We start from the raw sequence: 20,222 nt of genomic DNA, 5'->3' as shown, positions 1-20,222 counted from the left end.
AATTTACAAAACTTTACAAATCTTAATAAATCTTTACTTAATAAATTGAATAATAATGATAAATAAAAAATATATAAAAAACTCAACAAAAAACATAACAAAAAGGTAATAAATTATTTTGATAAATGACATTTTTGTAATAGAATTGCAAAAATTAAAAAATAGTTGTAAAAATCTAAATAGTAAAAGTTAATAAGAAATAATTATATTGCTATTTAAAATTAGAAATTGATATTGGCAATAGATTTCATATTATGCGCTTTATCGGTGAAATATAAGGAATATTAAGATGAGAAAGAATCTTAATTTAACGATTATCTCTGCATTTGTAATAGCTACATTAGGATGGCAATCTGCTTTTGCTTCTGAAGCTCAAGTATCGCAAGGTCCTATAGATAGCAATAAAATAATTGAGTTAAAAGATGGTACGAAAGCTCGTGAGATGCTTAACAATCAGCAACGCAGTCTTTATCAAATTGCACTTTTAAGTAGTATCTCTATTTCAGAATTACGTGCAATGAATGCGGGGCGTTTTGATAAAAAAGATGTTGTTGAGATTGGTGAGCGTATCGTTCTGCCTGAGAATTCACCATTGTTACCTGCAATTAAATTAAACGATGATAAAAAAGATGAACACGCCAATTTGCCTCAATTAGGATCAGATGATAATTACGATGTAAAAAAGGATAAAGACGCACTATCAACTCAAATAGCTTCAACATTACAAACTTTAGCTAGCCAAGACTGGAAACAAATAACTTCGCCAGACAATGGTGGTCTATCCCAACATTTAAAGAATAAGGGTAAAGATTACGCAGAAAGTTATGTACGAAATGGGGTTAAAAACCAAGTTGTTGATCCAGTACGTAATGCTGTACAGGATTTTTTAGGCCGTTTTGGTACTGCTCAGTTACAATTTGATTTAAGTGATAAAGGCGAATTTAACAATGTCAATTTGAAGTTATTTAGCCCATGGTATGACACAGAAGATACATTAATATTTAGTCAAATATCATTTCAGGAATATGAACACAACCGTCGAATAGGTAACTTTGGTATTGGTCAGCGTTGGGATGTTGCTGATAAAAAATGGTTACTTGGTTATAACGTATTTTTTGACCATGATTTCCAGCGTGCACACAATCGCTTAGGTATTGGTGCCGAAGCTTGGACTGATTATATGAAATTTGCTGCTAACTATTATCATCCGTTGTCAGACTGGAAAGATTCTAAAGATTTTGATGATTATTTAGAACGAGCAGCAAGAGGCTTTGATGTTCGATTCCAAGGATATTTACCACAATATCCACATTTGGGCGGATCACTGATGTATGAACAATACTATGGTGATAAAGTTGCTTTATTTGGTAAAGATAATTTACAAAAAGACCCGCGAGCAATTACTGTCGGTCTTGATTATACACCAGTTCCACTTTTCACTATTAAGGCTGAGCATAAACGAGGTCAAGACAATAAAAAGGCAACTAAAGCTGAACTTACAATGAACTATCGTATAGGTACACCGTTAAAAGATCAGTTAGATCCAGATATGGTTCAATCTGCTCGTTCCTTAAAAGGTAGTCGTTATGATTTAGTTGATCGTAATAACTATATCGTTCTTGAATATAAAGAAAAGAAAATATCGGTCGATTTAGGGCTTGAGCAAACTCAGTTAATTGAAGGACAAGCCTATCCGCTAAATATCAGTGTTCACAATGCTAAGAACTTATCAAGTTTAGTATGGTCTGGTGATATGCTTGAAATTGACGCTGGAGGTGGTTTTTTATGTATTGCTACAGGTGGATGTACGGCTTCTTCATGGCTTAATCCACCAGCTGATGTAAATAATTGGCAAATTGTTGCTCCTAGTTATGTTGATCAAGATGGTCAGCGTCGCCCAGTTAGTACAAATGGCAAATATTCTTTATCAGTATCAGTCACTGATAGCCGAGGAAAATCTGCAACATCTAATGCTGTAAGTTTTGAAGTGTTACCCGACCCAGCAGTGCGTAAAATTGGTGTATGGGCAATTGATAAAGGTGGAAATAAAACAGCAATGGCGATGAATCCAGCCGATGGTGTAAGTACAGTCACAGTGTTGGCGACATTGGTTAAACCTAAGGTTCCGAATGGTTCAATTGCATCAGGGCAAGATGTAGATGGTTTTAGTGACGAAGAACTTATGGAACGTATACCAAATACTTTTGAATCAGTACTAAAAGGTTGGACAGCAACAAGTAATGGTAAAAAATTAACACTGATTAATGGTACATCTGGAAATGTTACTGCTTGTCCTGCTCAAGAAGCATGCGTTATTGTAAAGTCTTTTGAAAAAGTCAAAAAAGGGCAAAAAGTATCAGCTAAGGCCTCGACTGCAGCTGGTGTTGAAGTAATTGGTGATAGTTATACTTTAGATGTTGCCTCAAATGTTGAGGGTATTGTTGATTTTTCTATCGAGATTGAGCAGTTTGGCTCCTCATTTAATAAAGCGTCTGTAGATTTTTCTGGCGGTAAAGCTGGATTATTAGAAGTTTATCGTAAGGATGGTACATTAGTTGCTCAACAAAACGGTCATTTACTTGTATTTGATCCTCAAGGACCAAAAGAGTGGAAAGTCGATAGTGAATATTACGTTAAAGCTTATGCTTCTGATGGCATAACCGAAATTGTGAATCCTTTTGTTATCTGGTCATTGGTTGGTTCAAATGAAAAGGCATGTCCAGGTCAAGCTGCAACAGCTGAGTTGCCAGACTCATTATCAAATGCCAATGGTCCATGGTTTAATGTTGCCATGGGAGAAAATGCACACTACACAATAAAAAGTTTAAAAACAAATAGTTATGCTTCATTGGGCAAAAGTATCGATAAGGTTGCTGGAGCACCAACGTATTTAAATTTAGAACCAATAAATGTATCACAGCTAGCATGTGCAGGAGATCAAGGATTTAAACTGCAAGTAGTTGTTAACTAATAGTGATTAAAAGGCTAGTAGAGTAATAGATTTTAGGCTAGCGAATGAATTCGGTAGCCTATAATAGGGAACACCAACAAAATGGTGTATTTATATAAATACAACATGTTAATTTATAGAGAAAAATAGGAAGTTAAACATGAAAAATTTTACAATTAAAAAAGTTGCATTAGGCTTATTTTTAGCTGGTTATGCAGCAAGCAGTGCATTTGCAATAGGAGGGACAACTCAAAGATTTATTGAAGGTAATGCACCTGTAATGAAAGCTAGCAGTTCAGCTGAAGATCATACAATGGCAGTCTCTTTCAAACGTGGTGGTAATCTTCTTACTAACGAAGATACGCTTAAAGTAGGCGATACAGTTCACATTCAATATCAATTAGTCGATGCAGATGGTGATACTGATACTTTAGGTATAAGCAAGTCTTTACAAGTCTTTGTTAAAGAAGGAAGTGAATGGAAACCTGTAGATATAGATGCCAGTAAGCCTACGTATAGTGATGACGGAGTAGGTGAAATTTCATTCACTATTACTAATGATTTTGTTGGTAAAACTCAAATTGGTTTTAAAATTTTAGAAAGAACAGACTTTGGTTATCCAGTAGCAAACCAATGGTTAACTGTAAGTGATATTTTTGCTAATGGTGAACCAAGCAAAACTCCAGCTGATCCGTATAACCCTGGCAAAAATGATCCAGGTAACCCAGGTAATCCAGCAAAACCGACAGGACCTGGTCAGATAGATCCTGGTAATATCCCTCGTCCTGGGCCAATTGAACCTGAACAATATCAAGTTTATATTTACAAACTAGGTGAAGATGGTAATCCAATAGAAGGGCGTGACTATACTAAAGATGGAAGCAAAGAAGCTATCCCTAAATATGGCGAAAAATTTACTGTAGTAGTAAAAGACACGGCAACTGGCAAAGACCTTACCCAGCTCTATACTTATGAATGGTACGTAACAGGTAATTATTTAGACGGCGCTATACCTGCAGAACCTAGACCTCTTCCTAACGCATATAATAGAGTAGAGAAAGATGAAGAGAAAAAAGTTCACGATGCTATCTTATTAGGTTCAGATTCTGGAGCTAAGCATAATAGCATCTACAACGAATTTACAACTCATAAGGCAGGTATTCAAGGTTATAAACTTGAAGTTAGATCAAAGTAAGTTAAACCATGTTGCTACCAAAAACCACTCTTCGGAGTGGTTTTTTATTGATTATACGCATAACTTAGTGATGCTTTATATTATTTAAATGCTGTTATAAAATAATCACAAATCTAATTTACTATTATCAAATATGATTATTCCTTGGCAAAATCTTGATCCACAAACATTAAATAACCTAATTGAATATTTTGTATTACGTGAAGGCACTGACTACGGTTTACAAGAAAAATCACTCCAAGAAAAAGTTAATGATGTTAAACTTCAATTAGAGAATGGTTCGGCAGCACTTTTTTGGTCTCAATTACATGAAACAATTGATATTAAACTAATTAAATAGTAGTTAAAATGATTGTTTGTATATGATTTAGTGCGTAATTTTGTTATAGTGTTAGTGTTGTAAATAAAATGGAGAGATAGGATATGATTGGTAAACAACAGTCGGATACAACGTTAGAATGGTTTTTATCTCATTGCCATATTCATAAATATCCAGCTAAGAGTACCCTTATACATCAAGGCGAAAAAGCAGAAACCCTCTATTATATTTTGAAAGGCTCTGTTGCGGTATTGATTAAAGATGATGAAGGCAACGAGATGATTTTGTCTTATTTAAATCAAAATCAGTTTTTAGGTGAATTAGGTCTTTTTGAAGAAGACACAGAGCGAAGTGCTTGGGTTAAAGCTAAAACAAGTTGTGAAGTAGCCGAAATTTCATACAAAAAATTTAAGCAACTTGTTCAAGTTAATCCTGATATTTTAATGCGTCTTGCCAGTCAAATGGCTAGCCGATTACAAGTAACATCTGAAAAAGTTAGTAATTTAGCATTTTTAGATGTTGCAGGGCGTATAGCACAAACACTTCTAAATCTTGCTAAACAACCCGATGCAATGACACACCCAGATGGTATGCAAATCAAAATTACGCGTCAAGAAATAGGTCAAATTGTTGGCTGTTCGCGTGAAACAGTTGGTCGAATTTTAAAAATGCTTGAAGATCAACATTTGATTTCTGCACATGGTAAAACAATTGTAGTTTATGGTACGCGTTAATTGGACAAAATAATATAATTAATATAATGATTGCGACAATATGAGATATTGCATGACACAAGAAAGATCTATTCCTAGTCATGTGGCTATAATTATGGATGGTAATGGTCGCTGGGCACAGCAACATAATCAGTTACGAGTTATTGGTCATCGAGCAGGCTTGAAAGCAGTTCGAAAAATTGTAGCTTATGCGGCAAAAATAAAGATAAAAGTCCTTACTTTATATGCTTTTAGTAGTGAAAATTGGAAACGTCCACACAATGAAGTTTCTGCCCTAATTTCCCTTTTTATTTATGCATTAAATCGTGAGATAAAAAGTTTAAATAAAAATAATGTTCGTTTGAATATTATTGGTGATATTTCTCGCTTTAGTGAACATTTACAAAATATGATTATTCATGCGCAAAATTTAACGAAAAACAATTCTGGACTAGTACTAAATATTGCAGCTAACTATGGCGGACGTTGGGATATTTTGCAGTCAGCAAAAAAAATTGCTATGCAAGTTACTAACGGAGAAATCAGTTTAGATGATATTACTGAGGATCGTTTTGGCTCAACAATGTGTATGAGCGAATTTCCTGAAGTTGATTTAGTTATTCGTACTGGCGGAGAATATCGAATTAGTAATTTTTTGTTATGGCAAATTGCTTATTCTGAACTCTATTTTACCAATACCTTATGGCCTGATTTTAATCAATCTTTATTCGATGAAGCAATCAATGCATTTAATGCCAGAGAACGACGCTTTGGTGGTATTCATAATAAGGAGCATTCATGTTAATCCATCGCATACTTGCTGCAATTGTGCTTATTCCGCTTGTGGTAGCAGTTCTTTTTTTTGTTCCATTACCCGTGTTTTCTTTCACTATTATTCTGGTTTGTGGATTAGCCGCATGGGAGTGGACTCAGTTTCTTCATATTAGAAAAAAATATTTAAAATTAATTTTTTCTTTTTCAACAGTTATTTTATTGGGCATACTTTATTTGGTTCCGGATTCTATTGAATTTAAAATGAATTTATATAGTATAATTTTATTTTTATCAATCATATGGTGGTTAACTGCTTTGTTTTTAGTAAGTAGCTATCCAACCACGACAAAGTATTGGTGTAATTCAATCTTTATAAAGTTACTATTTGCTTTTTTTACGCTAGCACCGTTCTTTATTAGTATGGTCGAATTAAGAGCAATTAACTACAATTCTAATTCTTATACGGGTGCAATTTGGTTGCTTTACGTCTTTGTGCTAGTATGGGCGACAGATACTGGAGCTTATTTTGTTGGGCGATCATTTGGTAAACGAAAATTAGCGGCAAAAGTATCCCCGGGTAAAACTATAGAAGGATTCATAGGCGGTATTAGTGTAGCAATTGCAATTAGTTTAATTGCTTACATACTTAACATGTTTGACATGACTTTCAGTACATTTTTTATTAGCTCTTTGTTAGCGATTTTAGTTTCGGTTTTAGGTGATTTAACTGAAAGTATGTTTAAGCGTGAAGCAAATATTAAAGATAGTGGTCACTTAATTCCTGGTCATGGTGGAATTTTAGATCGCATTGATAGCTTAACTGCTGCCGTTCCTGTTTTTGCTACATTAGCTTTTTACTTATTATAAAAGGTAATAGATTTTGTTGTGGTCGCTGTTATTGTTTGTTATTACCATGAGTATATTAGTTACTATTCATGAGTTTGGACATTTTTGTGTTGCTCGCTTGTGCAAGGTTCAAGTTGAATGTTTCTCAATTGGTTTTGGTAAAAAAATATGGTCTCATAAATTTTTAAGCGGAACCGAATTGGTAATTGCTATGATTCCGCTTGGTGGTTATGTTAAAATGCTCGACGGTAGAGCAACAACATTATCAAGCGATAACGAAAACTTTGCATTTGATAGAAAAAAAATTTGGCAAAGAACTGCAATTATTTTTGCTGGTCCATTTGCTAATTTTATATTAGCCTTAATTATCTATTGGATCATTTTTTTGATGGGTGTAGTTGTTTATCCTGTTAAAATAAAAGAAGTTATACCTAATACACCAGCTTCTAAAGTAATAATTCCAGCTGGTGCAGAATTGAAAACTATTGATAATATAAAAGTAGAAACATGGAATGACGTAAATTTAGCCTTAATTGCGGCAATGGGAAAAGCTAATGTGTCTTTTTCTTATATCGATAGCTTTGGTGATGATAACCAGAAAGAAGTTAAAAAAAATGTAGATATCAGTAATTGGCATTTTGATATAGAAAAGGATTCGACAATTACCGCATTTGGTTTTGTTCCTGAAAAGGTGAAAGTTTATCCAATTGTGAGTAAAATTGTATCGGGTTCGGCTGCTGAGAAAGCAGGTTTGCGTGTTGGGGATAAAATTATTGGTTATAATGATCACTCATACGTTGATTGGAATGATTTTTCCAATACAATTAAAACAGCTCAAGCAATGATGTTAAAGGTTAATCGAGGAAATATAGATATTTATCTTAAACTCGTGCCAACTATTGGAATAGATGGAAAAGGTGTCGCTGGTTTGTATCCCAAGTCTGATGCAAGAATTATGCAGTATGGTTTTTTAGAAAGTTTTAATAAAGGTATGGCGCAAACAGTGTTAACCACGAAGTTAACGATTCGTTCGCTTTATCAATCAGTAACAGGTGTTATTGGTCTAAAACATTTGTCTGGACCAATAACAATAGCAAAAAGCGCAGGGCAAACAGCAAGTTATGGTTTTACCTCTTACTTATATTTTCTAGCTTTTATTAGTATAAGTTTGGGCGTTATCAATCTTGTTCCATTACCTATGTTAGATGGCGGGCACCTTGTTTTTTTATTATTTGAAAAGATAAAAGGTAAAGCCTTATCAAATGAAGTACAAGAACGATTTTCTCGTATTGGCTTTTTTTTATTGATGGTAATAATGGGAATTGCACTATTTAATGATATTTTACGATTGTGATGGGATGAGGTTATAAACATTTACGATGAAAATAAATAAATTACTTATAGCATCTTTGTTGTTTAGTACTACAGCAGTATATAGTTCCAATGCATTTTGTGTTGATGATTTTGTAGTAAAAGACATCAAATTTGAAGGTTTGCAACGTGTTACTGTTGGAGCAGCATTACTTGAAATGCCTATTCAAGTCGGTGATTATGTTAATGAAGCTGATTTAGGCCGTATCATTAAATCACTATATTCTAGTGGAAACTTTGATAATATTACCGTTTCTCGTGATGGTGATAGGTTAATTGTTCATGTTCAAGAACGCCCTACTATTGCTAGCATAACTTTTTCTGGTAATAAGTCTGTTAAAGATGAGATGCTGAAAAAAAACCTAGATAGTTCGGGTATTCGTGAAGGTGAAGCATTAGATCGTACTATGCTTTCTGGTATAGAAAAAGGCTTAGAAGATTTTTACTATAGTGTTGGTAAATATAATGCTCAAATCAAAGCTGTTGTAACTCCGTTGTCACGTAATCGTGTTGATTTAAAATTAGTTGTAGCTGAAGGTAAATCGGCACTAATTGATCAGATTAATATTGTTGGTGCTAAAGCTTTTTCATCTGAAGAACTTATTTCGCGTTTTACTTTGCGTGATGAAGTACCTTGGTGGAATATGCTTGGAGATCGCAAATATCAAAAACAAAAATTGGCAGCAGATTTAGATGAATTACAAAGTTTTTATTTAAATCGTGGTTATGCTCGTTTTAACATTGAGTCAACGCAAGTTAGTTTAACGCCAGACAAAAAAGGCATATACGTTACAATTAATATTCATGAAGGTGAACAGTATAAGTTATCTCAACTTGAATTTATGGGTAATTTTGCTGGTCATAAAGGCGAGATTTCCAAAATTGCTAATGAAAAAGTAAAAGTTGGTGAACTTTATAATGGTAAAAAAATTACTGAAATTGAAGATGGCGTTAAGCGTCTACTTGCTAATTTCGGTTATGCGTACCCTAGAGTATCAATTCAGCCTGAAATGGATGATGTCGCACATACGGTTAAATTAGTTGTTCTTGTTGATGTGGGTGAACGTTTTTATGTTCGTAAAATTAAAATAGTTGGCAATACTGTAACCAGCGAAAGTGTAATTCGCCGTGAGCTTCGACAAATGGAGGGGGCTTGGTTAAGTAATGGATTAGTTGAATTGGGTAAAGAACGTTTAAACCGACTTGGATTTTTTGATACTGTTGAAGCAAATACTGAACGTGTGCCTGGTATTGATGATCAAGTCGATATTATTTATAAAGTTGCTGAACGTAATACTGGTAGTATCAAATTTGGTATTGGTGTTGGTTCTGATAGTGGTGTTAGTTTCAATGCCGGTATTTCTCAAGATAACTGGTTGGGAACAGGTAACAGTGTCTCATTTGATGTTAACACAACTGATACAGATAAAACTGCATCTATTTCTATCGTTGATCCTTATTTTACCGTTGATGGTGTAAGTTTAGGGGGTAGTATTTATTATAATACCTATAAAAATGACGATAAAGATGATGAATCAGAATATTCGAGTAAAACTTGGGGCGCATCAGCTAATTTAGGATTCCCAATTAGTGAAAATAATTTTGTTCGTTTTGGTTCTGAATTTGCTAACCATAAGTTATCTGGTATGCAAGCGCAATATGGAATGTGGCGTTATTTCAACTCTATGGGTGAAAAAGTGAATAATAAAAGTTCTATTTCATTTGATACTAATGATTTATTATTAAATGCTTATTGGACATATAACTCTTTAGATCGTGGATTTTTCCCTACTGATGGACTTAAAATAACAGCTAATGCTAAAGTCACAGCACCATTATTTGAAAATAGGTTCTATAAACTAGTTTCAGATGCGTCTTACTATTATCCCATTGACAATGACCATAACTGGATCTTTTTAACTCGTGCTCGATTAGGCTACGGTGGCGGTTTAGGTGGAAAAGAGTTACCTTTTTATGAAAACTTCTATGCTGGTGGTGCCTCAGTACTACGTGGGTTTAAATCAAATACTGTAGGTCCTAAAGCGGTATATCTTAATAAAAGTGGAGTTTGCGATAGCTTAGATAATACATCTGGATGTACAAAATCAAAAGATGCTGTAGGTGGTAATGCTATAGCTTTTGCAAGTACAGAGCTAATTCTTCCAACGCCATTTGCTAGCGAAAAATATGCTGATAATATTAGAACATCACTATTTTTCGATGCAGGTACTGTATGGGATACTGAATGGAATTTAAAAGGAAAAAATATCCCTGATTATAGTTCCCCATCGGATATTAGGATGTCTGCTGGGCTTGCCGTGCAATGGATGTCTCCATTAGGTCCTTTAGTCTTTTCTTATGCTCAACCGTTTAAGAAATATGATGGCGATTCAACTCAACAGTTTCAATTTAATATAGGTTCTACATGGTAATTCCATGTTATAAAATAGAAAACAAATAGGTGATTAAAGTGAAAAAAATTATATATTTTCTTAGTGTTAGTACGGCATTACTTTTTGCAGGCTTTGTAAATGCTGAAGTAAAGATTGGTGTAGTCGATGTTATGTCAGTATTACAACGCATGCCTCAACGCGAATCGGTTGGTAAAGCATTGGATAGTGAATTTGAAGCAAGAGCTAAATCATTACAAGCTGAAGAAAAGAAAGCAAATGAAGCTGCTGCACGATTAAAAAAAGATGGTTTAACATTATCTTCATCTGAAAAAACGAAATTAAATAAAACAATTTCTGATTTTGAAAATAAAGCTAAGGCTTTTTCTGCAGATTATCGTAAGCGTGAAACAGAAGAAGCAGAGAAATTATTAATTAAAATCCAAGAAGCTATTAAAGATATAGTCGCAAAAGAAAAATACGATATTATTTTAAAAGCAGAAGCCACCTTATCAGCTTCAGATGCGGTTGACATTTCAGACAAAGTGTTGGAAAAGGTTAAAAAATAATGTTTTCCTTTCGTTTAGAGCAATTAGCTAAGCAACTTGATGCTAGGTTACATGGTGATGGTGATTTAGCCATCACTGGTATAGCATCAATGAATAGTGCTATATCAGGTCAAATTACATTTTTATCTGATAAGAAATTACAAAAGAATTTATTAGAATGCAAAGCTTCTGCTGTGGTAATGACAGAAGAGGGTCTTGAGCATTGGAATGGTGCAGCCCTTATTGTAAAAGATCCATACCTTGCATATGCAAAATTAGCACAATACCTAGATACTACTCCAGCTCCAGCTAAGGATATAGCTACATCAGCAGTGATTGATTCGACTGCTCAATTAGGTAGTAATGTTTCTATTGGCGCTAACGCTGTTATCGAAAGCGGTGTGATATTAGGAGACGATTGTATCATTGGTGCAGGGTGTTTTGTTGGAAAAAATACAACAATAGGTGCAGGTACAAAATTATGGGCTAATGTTTCTATTTATCATAATTGTATTATTGGAGAAAATTGCCTGATTCAATCTGGGACTGTAATTGGTGCAGATGGATTTGGTTATGCTAATGATAAAGGGAAGTGGGTTAAAATTCCTCAATTAGGGCGTGTTGTCATTGGCAATAACGTTGAAATTGGTGCCTCAACGACAATTGATCGCGGTGCTCTTGATGATACTATTATTGGTAATGGTGTTATTATTGACAATCAATGTCAGATTGCTCATAACGATGTAATTGGAGATCATACGGCCGTTGCTGGTGGCGTTATTATGGCTGGAAGTTTAACTATTGGTCGACATTGTTTGATTGGTGGTGCAAGTGTTATTAATGGACATATGGAAATATGTGACCAAGTTACAGTAACAGGTATGGGTATGGTAATGCGCCCAATTACACAGCCAGGTGTTTATTCATCAGGTATTCCATTGCAAGAAAACAAAGTATGGCGAAAAACGGCATCATTAGTTTTACATATTGACGAAATGAATAAACGCTTGAAAGCGCTTGAGAAGAAACTATTAAATGTCTCGACGTAGACGATTGCGGTCGGTATAATGCATGCCTATTTTTTAATTTTTTAGCTCAATTATCGTTTTTATATAATTATGAGCAAATAATATTCAATAATTTCGAGGTATAAACATGCAAGTTTCGGTAGAAACAACACAAGGATTAGGTCGACGTTTATCTATTACAATTAAAGCTGAAGATATTAAAAAAGCGGTTGATAAAGAGCTTATTAATACAGCAAAAAAAGTACGCATTGATGGTTTTCGTAAAGGAAAAGTGCCTTTAAAAATTGTTGAACAACGTTATGGTGCTTCTATTTTACAAGATGCTTTAGGCGATTTGATGCAACGGAATTTTGTTGACGCTATTATTCAAGAAAAATTAAATCCAGCTGGAGCTCCGACTTATACTCCACAAGAATATAAAAATGGTGAAGATTATACATTTACTGTTGAATTTGAAGTTTACCCAGAAATAAAAGTTGAAAATTTAGATAAAATTGAAGTTGAAAAACCAGTTGCAGAAGTTGCTGATGCAGATGTTGAAACAATGATTGAAACATTACGCAAACAACAAGGTACTTGGAAAGAAGTTGAAAAAGCGGCTGAAGAGCAATATCGTGTTACTTTGGATTTTGTCGGTCAAGTTGATGGTGCCGAGTTTGAAGGTGGTAAGGCTAATGATTTTGCTTTAGTGTTAGGGCAAGGTCGTATGATTCCAGGTTTTGAAGATGCAATTATTGGTCATAAAGTAGGTGATAAGTTTGATATTAATGTGACTTTCCCTGAGGACTATCATGCTGAAAACCTAAAAGGTAAACCTGCTGTATTTGCATCTACACTTAAAAAGGTTGAAGAACTTGAATTACCTGAACTTACCGAAGACGTTGTTAAACGCTTTGGTATTGTAGATGGTACCGTTGAAAGTTTGAGAGCTGAAGTTCGTAAAAATATGACAAGAGAACTCAACGCAACAATTCGTAACAAAGTTAAAACACAAGCTATTGATGGTTTAGTTAAAAATAATGAGATTGATGTACCTGTGGCATTAATCGATCGTGAAATTGATGTGTTACGTCAACAAGCCTTATCTCGCTTTGGCGGTAATGTCAAACAAGGTATGGAATTACCGAAAGAACTATTTGAAGCTGAGGCTAAAAAACGTGTTGCTACAGGCTTATTATTTAGTGAAATAATTGAAAGTAATAAATTAACTGCAGACGAATCGCGTGTTCAAGCATTAATTGATGAAATTGCGACTGCATATGAAGATCCAAAAGAAGTTTCAGAATATTATCATAAAGATAAAAAAGCGATGGAGAATATTCGAGCTGTTGCATTAGAAGATCAAGTTGTAGATCTGTTATTAGCTAGTGCGAAAGTAACAGAAAAGAATTATTCATTTTCTGAATTAATGAATCAGCAGATAGCTTAATCTATTAGCTTTTTCATTTAATTTAAAAACGCTCACTTTTAAGCCCAAATATGTATTATCTGTTTGGGCTATTTTGTTAATTAGGAGATAAAAATGCCTTTTGAATCATATATGGGTGTTATTCCAATGGTAGTTGAACAAAGCTCTCGGGGTGAACGAGCTTATGATATTTACTCACGGTTATTAAAAGAGCGAGTTATATTTTTGACGGGTCAAGTTGAAGATAATATGGCAAACCTTATTATTGCTCAAATGTTATTTCTAGAAGCAGAGAATCCTGATAAAGATATCTATTTGTATATCAATTCACCTGGTGGGGTTGTTACAGCTGGCATGGCTATTTATGATACAATGCAATTTATAAAACCAGATGTTAGTACAATTTGTTTGGGACAAGCTTGTTCAATGGGGTCATTGCTTTTAACAGCTGGAGCTAAAGGTAAACGTTATTGCTTACCAAATGCACGTGTCATGATTCACCAACCATTAGGTGGTTTTCAAGGACAGGCTTCTGATATCCAAATACATGCACAAGAGATTTTACAGGTAAAAAACCGGCTAAATAATATTTTAGCAATGCACACAGGTCAAGATATTAGTGTGATTGAAAAAGATACCGACCGTGATAATTTTATGTCTGCCGATAAAGCAGTTGAATATGGTTTAGTTGATGCCATATATAGTAAACGATCTTAATGTTGGGTAGGTGATAAACGTGAATAAAGAAAGTTCAGAAAAATTACTCTATTGTACTTTTTGTGGTAAAAGTGAGCATGAAGTCCGTAAACTTATTGCTGGTCCATCATCTATTTATATTTGTAATGAATGTATAGGATTATGTAATGATATTTTAAAAGAAGAGAAAAAAAGTTTTCTTTCTCATGAAGAGTTTATTAGTAAACCATTACCAACACCACACGAAATTAGAGAGCATCTTGATGAATACGTAATTGGTCAAGAAAGAGCTAAAAAAGTTTTATCTGTTGCTGTTTATAATCATTATAAGCGCTTACGTAACCATGCTAGTCGTAGTGATGTTGAATTAGGCAAAAGTAATATTTTGCTTATAGGACCTACTGGTAGCGGTAAAACATTATTAGCTGAAACATTAGCTCGTTTTTTAGATGTACCTTTTGCTATGGCTGATGCAACAACACTAACTGAAGCTGGTTATGTTGGTGAAGATGTAGAAAATATTATTCAAAAGTTATTACAGAATTGTGATTATGATGTTGAAAAAGCTCAGAGGGGGATTATTTACGTTGATGAAATCGATAAAATTTCACGAAAATCGGATAACCCATCTATTACTAGAGATGTTTCTGGTGAGGGAGTTCAACAGGCTTTATTGAAAATTATTGAAGGCACTATCGCTTCTGTTCCGCCAAAAGGTGGACGTAAACATCCTCAGCAGGAGTTTTTGCAAGTAGATACTTCAAAAATTCTATTTATTTGTGGTGGTGCATTTAGTGGTTTGGATAAAGTCATTGAGAATCGTGTATCAATTAATACAGGAATAGGTTTTGGTGCTGAGGTAACAAGCACTAAAAATAAACTTTCTGAGTCGGAGCTATTAGCAAAAATTGAAGCAGAAGACTTAGTTAAGTTTGGTTTAATTCCTGAGTTTATCGGAAGATTACCTGTTATAGGAACATTATCCGAATTAGATAAAAATGCCTTAATTAATATTCTAACGGAACCTAAAAACGCTTTAACTAAACAATTTCAAACTTTGTTTGAGTTAGATGGTGTTGAGCTTGAGTTTACGAGAGAAGCCTTGGATGCTATCGCTATAAAGGCGATGCAAAGAAAAACAGGAGCGAGAGGTTTGCGTTCAATTGTTGAAAATATATTATTAGATACAATGTATGACTTACCATCAATGAATACTATTAACAAAGTAATTGTTGAAAAAGACACCGTTGAACAATCTCTAGCACCGGAATTAATCCATCGTGAAGATGCTGAAATCTCGGCTTGAAATATATATTTGCCATCATAAATATGATGGCAAGAGCTATACCTCAAATTAATATTAAAGCAAAATTTCAGTAAATACTGTCAAGATGTTCTAGAATTAATGTATGTTAAAACAAAAAAGATAGGCTTGAATATCTAAAAATGAACCCAATATCTATCTAATAGATTTGTACTACTAGAGAGAATAAAATGAAAATAAAACGAACTAAACAAATGATTATGCCTATTTTACCATTGCGTGATGTTGTTGTATTTCCACATATGGTAATTCCTCTCTTTGTTGGTAGAAGTAAATCAATACGTTGCTTAGAAGGTGCAATGGAAATGGATAAGCAAGTCTTTCTTGTAACCCAAAAAAATCCTTCTCAAGATGATCCTGATATAGATGATTTATATGATGTCGGAACTGTGGCTAATGTTTTACAATTACTTCAATTGCCAGATGGAACAGTAAAAGTTCTTGTTGAAGGTATTGCAAGAGCTAAAATGAATGACATTGTTGAGAACAACGACAATGAATATTTTATTGCAAAAGTCAAACCATTAAGTGAAGTAAAAAAAGCCGCGGATATAAGTGAAGCCATGATACGCTTGACTTTATCTAACTTTGATGAATACTCAAAACTAAACAAAAAAATAACTCAGGAAATTGTTGATTCTATACATTTTTTGAAGGAACCTTCACGTTTAGCCGACTCTATTGCTGCAACTTTATTTTTGAAAGTTGAACAAAAACAAGAGATTTTAGAAACCGCTAATCTTATAAAGCGTTTTGAATTGCTTATTTCATTGATGGAATCAGAAATTGATTTACTACAAGTTGAAAAAAATATTCGACACCGAGTTAAACAACAAATGGAAAAGGCTCAAAGGGAGTATTACCTCAATGAGCAAATTAAAGCGATTCGTAAAGAGTTAGGCGATATAGATAATAAACCTGATGAATATGAAGAATTAAAAGAAAAAATTACTAAAGCTAAAATGCCAAAAGAAGCTACAGACAAAGCATTAGCTGAGCTTAATAAACTTAAAATGATGCCAGCGATGTCTGCTGAGGCAACGGTTGTTCGGGGATATATTGATTGGATGCTTCAAGTTCCTTGGTATAAGCGTAGTAACGTTAAAAAAGATATTGAAGCTGCACAAAAAGTTTTAGATAAAGATCATTATGGACTTGAACGTGTAAAAGATAGAATTTTAGAATATTTAGCAGTTCAAGGGCGTGTTAATAAAGTTAAAGGTCCAATTTTATGTTTAGTTGGTCCTCCTGGTGTGGGGAAGACCTCACTTGGACAATCAATTGCTAAAGCGACAGGACGTCAGTATATACGAATGGCGCTTGGTGGTGTACGTGACGAAGCTGAGATACGTGGACATAGGCGTACATATATAGGTTCAATGCCAGGTAAATTAATTCAACGTATGGTAAAAGTGGGGGTTAAGAATCCGTTATTTTTATTAGATGAGATAGATAAGATGGCATCGGATATGCGTGGCGACCCTGCATCTGCATTATTGGAAGTGCTTGATCCTGAACAAAATAATGCTTTTAGTGACCATTATTTAGAAGTTGACTACGATTTATCTGATGTGATGTTTGTTGCAACGGCTAACTCTATGAATATTCCTGCGCCATTATTGGATAGGATGGAAGTTATTCGTCTTTCTGGCTATACAGAAGATGAGAAATTGAATATAGCAAAACAACACTTAATTGCTAAGCAGATAGAAAATAATGGTTTGAAATCAAAAGAAATTAGTATTGATGACTCAGCTATTATTGGAATCATTCGTTATTATACACGGGAAGCTGGAGTTCGAAATCTAGAAAGAGAGATTGCAAAAATTTGTCGTAAAGTTGTTAAGCAATTAGCATTAAATAGCAAATTGAAAAAAGTAACGGTAACACAAGATAACTTAAAAGATTTCTTGGGAATACAGCGTTTTGATTACGGTAAGGCAGATAATGAAAACCGTATTGGGCAAGTTATTGGTCTTGCGTGGACAGAAGTTGGTGGAGACTTACTTACTATTGAATCAGTAAGTGTACTAGGTAAAGGAAAATTGACTTACACTGGTTCATTAGGTGATGTTATGCAAGAATCGATTCAAACGGCATTAACAGTTGTTCGATCTCGTGCAGAAAAATTGGGTATTAATAGTGATTTTTATGAAAAACGCGATATCCATGTACATGTGCCTGATGGAGCAACGCCAAAAGATGGACCGAGTGCAGGTATCGCAATGTGTACTTCACTAATTTCAACCTTAACGGGTAATCCAGTTCGTTCTGATGTTGCTATGACTGGCGAAATAACATTACGTGGTGAAGTTTTACCTATCGGCGGATTAAAAGAAAAATTATTAGCTGCACACCGAGGAGGAATTAAAACTGTATTGATTCCAATGGATAATGTTAAAGACTTGGAAGATATTCCTGATAATGTAAAATCTGAAGTTGATATACATCCAGTAAAATGGATTGATGATGTGCTTACAATTGCATTGCAGAATAATCCATTTGGTATAGAGCCAGTACCAACAACTAGAAAAGCTATTAAGAAATTAAAAAATAGCGTCGATAATTCAGCTATATTAAACTAGTTATTTATTAATTTAATAAAAGATCAACTCTATGTTGATCTTTTTTTTATGCTACATAACATTCGGACAATAGCCATATTAGTTAAATATGCTATACTTTTATAATTCAACATTTGGTATGGAGAATCGCAATAAATGATGGAGACAATCCGAACAGCAGCAAATAATATTGTTGTTAAGATTATTTTTGCAATAATTATTTTATGTTTTATTTTCACTGGCGTCGGATTCTTAGGTTTTGGTGGCAGTGTAAGTGTTCAAGATCAACAGGAATATATCGCAAAAGTTGATGGTGAAGGTATTAGTCGGGCCGAATTTGAAGCTCAAACTAGACGAGCAACAAAGAATGCTGGAGGGGATAGTTCTTTCATAAAACGGGTACGTCGAGGTGTATTATCAGATCAAATTGATAATTATTTAGCTTATAAATTTTCTAAAAATATTGGTGCAACTGCCAGTAATGATCAAATTAAAAAGTTTATTAAAGAACAAAGAGAGTTTTTTATAAATGGTAAATTTGATAATCAAAAATATTTAAGACTTCTAGCTGAAAATAGTATCACTCCAGGTACTTATGCCGAAATTATAAGAACTGTATTGCAGCAACAACAGGTGATTAATGCTTTGACAAATAGTAATTTTATTTTGCCAATTGATTCTGAAATAGCTTCTCTTAAAAATCAAACTAGAAGTGTATATGCTACTTCAGTTAATGCTTCTGTAAGTGATGTTGATGAGTTGAATATTACGTTAGATGATGAACAAAAATATTATAACGAACATTTAAAAGATTTTTTTAAAAATGAGCGTGTAAAAGTTAAATATATTGTTACTTCTGATGATATCGTGAGAAAAACAATTAGTGTCACTGAAAAAGAAATTAAAAATGAGTATGATAAAAATATTAAAACTTATTCATATCCTGCTAAGAGAGCTTATAGTGTAATTTTTGTGACTAATAAAGAACAAGTTAATGAAATTGCAAAGGATCTTTTGTCTGGATCTGATTTTGATACTATTGCTAAAACTGTTAATCAGAATCATGATATTTCACCTTATGGCAAAAATGGTTCATTAGGCTGGTTTGCTGATGATGATTCATTACCTCAAGTTTTTAAAGATGCTCAATTGAAAAAAGTAGGGAAAATTTCATCTCCAATAGCCGTTGATGATGGTTACGCAATAGTGAAATTAGATGGTATACAACCTAAAAAAGTTATGGATTTTGATTATGCTAAATACCAAATCAGGCTAAAGCTTACTGAACAAAAAATACAAAAAGCATTAGAAAATGAAGAAAATAGAATTAAAACTGCATTACATGATTCTCCTAAAAGTATTGAAGATCTTGCCAACAAACTTGGATTTGAAGTAAAGACCTCAAATTGGATATCTTTCAACGATAAGTTTTCACTTGCTGCTCATCCAGAGGTTAGGGATGTGATTTTTAGTGAAGAAATGATAGTCGATGGTAAGGCAACGGATAAAGTTTCTGATTTAATACCTGTAGATAGAAGTTTTGGGAAGTATGATTTTGTTGTACAAACAGTTGATTATCGTCCTGAAGGTATAGCTCCATTTGATGAAGTTAAAGAAGATATCCATAATAAACTTTTTACAGAGATGGCTCAAAGCCAGTTTAAATCTAGTGTTGATAATATATTGACTCAACTTAACGAAACTGGAAAAGCCAAAAATGTCCAATTTGCAAAAAAATATGTTTTGAATCGAAATTCAACAGAACTTGATCAAAAAGTTGTTAATATGGTCTTTAATTTAAATCCTTCAGTATCTGGGAAGACTGTTTATGGTGTGGAATTTTTAGATGATAAAAATGCTTATATTGTTGCGCTAACTAAGGTAGATACCCCAAAAGAATATGAAGATATTTCTTCTGAGTTATTACCTTTATTTATTAATAATATGCATTATTATCTTGCTGCTGACATACGCTCTAAGGCTAAGATAGAAATTATGCCTGATTCCAATTTGTGATTTAACTCCCAAAATAGTAGAAATAATTGAAAAAATGAAAAGTCACTTAGGTGGCTTTTCTCATTTTTATTATTAATGAA

At 33.7% G+C, this 20,222-nt stretch carries 15 protein-coding genes; all 15 read left to right on the top strand.

The annotated features are described in order from the left end of the window. The first annotated feature begins 289 nt into the window (after nt 1-289). The 15 genes from B9N71_RS08590 to B9N71_RS08520 all read left to right on the top strand — a co-directional run bounded on the left by B9N71_RS08590 (nt 290) and on the right by B9N71_RS08520 (nt 20,142). Complete coding sequence (locus B9N71_RS08590) at nt 290-2,971, top strand: inverse autotransporter beta domain-containing protein (RefSeq protein WP_085165536.1); 2,682 nt, start codon at nt 290-292, stop codon at nt 2,969-2,971. Nucleotides 2,972-3,110: 139 nt separating this feature from the next. Continuing rightward, nucleotides 3,111-4,145 carry a hypothetical protein gene (locus tag B9N71_RS08585; protein ID WP_085165534.1) on the top strand — a complete coding sequence of 345 codons (1,035 nt, stop codon included), beginning with the start codon at nt 3,111-3,113 and terminating at the stop codon, nt 4,143-4,145. 133 nt (nt 4,146-4,278) lie between these two features. Next, entirely contained in the window at nt 4,279-4,485 is a 207-nt protein-coding gene (locus B9N71_RS08580; protein WP_065575078.1) for a YheU family protein, read from the top strand. A gap of 83 nt (nt 4,486-4,568) precedes the next feature. Next, a complete protein-coding gene (gene crp / locus B9N71_RS08575; protein ID WP_034910269.1) occupies nt 4,569-5,198 on the top strand; it encodes a cAMP-activated global transcriptional regulator CRP in 630 nt (209 codons plus the stop codon). A gap of 52 nt (nt 5,199-5,250) precedes the next feature. Further along, nucleotides 5,251-5,982 carry an undecaprenyl pyrophosphate synthase gene (uppS, locus tag B9N71_RS08570; protein WP_218059337.1) on the top strand — a complete coding sequence of 244 codons (732 nt, stop codon included), beginning with the start codon at nt 5,251-5,253 and terminating at the stop codon, nt 5,980-5,982. After that, the gene (locus B9N71_RS08565) at nt 5,976-6,818 is read left to right on the top strand and encodes a CDP-archaeol synthase (protein ID WP_065590335.1); all 843 of its coding nucleotides are present in this window, start codon (nt 5,976-5,978) and stop codon (nt 6,816-6,818) included. The genes uppS and B9N71_RS08565 overlap by 7 nt, the downstream gene beginning before the upstream one ends. A 13-nt stretch (nt 6,819-6,831) precedes the next feature. Beyond that, complete coding sequence (gene rseP / locus B9N71_RS08560) at nt 6,832-8,151, top strand: RIP metalloprotease RseP (protein ID WP_085165532.1); 1,320 nt, start codon at nt 6,832-6,834, stop codon at nt 8,149-8,151. A gap of 25 nt (nt 8,152-8,176) precedes the next feature. Beyond that, nucleotides 8,177-10,600: an outer membrane protein assembly factor BamA gene (bamA, locus tag B9N71_RS08555; RefSeq protein ID WP_065610477.1), complete on the top strand. Its 2,424-nt coding sequence runs from the start codon at nt 8,177-8,179 to the stop codon at nt 10,598-10,600. A gap of 38 nt (nt 10,601-10,638) precedes the next feature. After that, nucleotides 10,639-11,127 carry an OmpH/Skp family outer membrane protein gene (locus tag B9N71_RS08550; RefSeq protein WP_034910255.1) on the top strand — a complete coding sequence of 163 codons (489 nt, stop codon included), beginning with the start codon at nt 10,639-10,641 and terminating at the stop codon, nt 11,125-11,127. Further along, nucleotides 11,127-12,155 (top strand): UDP-3-O-(3-hydroxymyristoyl)glucosamine N-acyltransferase, encoded by a 1,029-nt coding sequence (gene lpxD / locus B9N71_RS08545; RefSeq protein ID WP_085165530.1) that lies wholly within the window; start codon nt 11,127-11,129, stop codon nt 12,153-12,155. The genes B9N71_RS08550 and lpxD overlap by 1 nt, the downstream gene beginning before the upstream one ends. Nucleotides 12,156-12,261: 106 nt before the next feature. Beyond that, nucleotides 12,262-13,563 carry a trigger factor gene (gene tig / locus B9N71_RS08540; protein WP_065590339.1) on the top strand — a complete coding sequence of 434 codons (1,302 nt, stop codon included), beginning with the start codon at nt 12,262-12,264 and terminating at the stop codon, nt 13,561-13,563. Between the two features lie 93 nt (nt 13,564-13,656). After that, entirely contained in the window at nt 13,657-14,259 is a 603-nt protein-coding gene (gene clpP / locus B9N71_RS08535) for an ATP-dependent Clp endopeptidase proteolytic subunit ClpP (RefSeq protein WP_065590340.1), read from the top strand. Nucleotides 14,260-14,269: 10 nt separating this feature from the next. Then, nucleotides 14,270-15,544 carry an ATP-dependent protease ATP-binding subunit ClpX gene (clpX, locus tag B9N71_RS08530; RefSeq protein ID WP_085165528.1) on the top strand — a complete coding sequence of 425 codons (1,275 nt, stop codon included), beginning with the start codon at nt 14,270-14,272 and terminating at the stop codon, nt 15,542-15,544. A 188-nt stretch (nt 15,545-15,732) separates the two neighbouring features. Continuing rightward, the gene (gene lon, locus B9N71_RS08525; protein ID WP_065590342.1) at nt 15,733-18,147 is read left to right on the top strand and encodes an endopeptidase La; all 2,415 of its coding nucleotides are present in this window, start codon (nt 15,733-15,735) and stop codon (nt 18,145-18,147) included. Nucleotides 18,148-18,282: 135 nt separating this feature from the next. Then, the gene (locus B9N71_RS08520; RefSeq protein ID WP_085165526.1) at nt 18,283-20,142 is read left to right on the top strand and encodes a SurA N-terminal domain-containing protein; all 1,860 of its coding nucleotides are present in this window, start codon (nt 18,283-18,285) and stop codon (nt 20,140-20,142) included. Nucleotides 20,143-20,222 lie beyond the last annotated feature (80 nt).

Source organism: Gilliamella bombi, assembly GCF_900103255.1.
GTDB classification, from domain to species: domain Bacteria; phylum Pseudomonadota; class Gammaproteobacteria; order Enterobacterales; family Orbaceae; genus Gilliamella; species Gilliamella bombi.
This window is presented reverse-complemented; position numbering and strand designations above follow the sequence as displayed.

Excerpts from the sequence above, each read along its gene's own strand:
- B9N71_RS08590 (WP_085165536.1), top strand. The coding sequence starts at position 290 with ATGAGAAAGAATCTTAATTTAACGATTATCTCTGCATTTGTAATAGCT.
- B9N71_RS08585 (WP_085165534.1), top strand. The coding sequence starts at position 3,111 with ATGAAAAATTTTACAATTAAAAAAGTTGCATTAGGCTTATTTTTAGCT.
- B9N71_RS08580 (WP_065575078.1), top strand. The coding sequence starts at position 4,279 with ATGATTATTCCTTGGCAAAATCTTGATCCACAAACATTAAATAACCTA.
- crp (WP_034910269.1), top strand. The coding sequence starts at position 4,569 with ATGATTGGTAAACAACAGTCGGATACAACGTTAGAATGGTTTTTATCT.
- uppS (WP_218059337.1), top strand. The coding sequence starts at position 5,251 with ATGACACAAGAAAGATCTATTCCTAGTCATGTGGCTATAATTATGGAT.
- B9N71_RS08565 (WP_065590335.1), top strand. The coding sequence starts at position 5,976 with ATGTTAATCCATCGCATACTTGCTGCAATTGTGCTTATTCCGCTTGTG.
- bamA (WP_065610477.1), top strand. The coding sequence starts at position 8,177 with ATGAAAATAAATAAATTACTTATAGCATCTTTGTTGTTTAGTACTACA.
- lpxD (WP_085165530.1), top strand. The coding sequence starts at position 11,127 with ATGTTTTCCTTTCGTTTAGAGCAATTAGCTAAGCAACTTGATGCTAGG.
- tig (WP_065590339.1), top strand. The coding sequence starts at position 12,262 with ATGCAAGTTTCGGTAGAAACAACACAAGGATTAGGTCGACGTTTATCT.
- clpP (WP_065590340.1), top strand. The coding sequence starts at position 13,657 with ATGCCTTTTGAATCATATATGGGTGTTATTCCAATGGTAGTTGAACAA.
- lon (WP_065590342.1), top strand. The coding sequence starts at position 15,733 with ATGAAAATAAAACGAACTAAACAAATGATTATGCCTATTTTACCATTG.
- B9N71_RS08520 (WP_085165526.1), top strand. The coding sequence starts at position 18,283 with ATGATGGAGACAATCCGAACAGCAGCAAATAATATTGTTGTTAAGATT.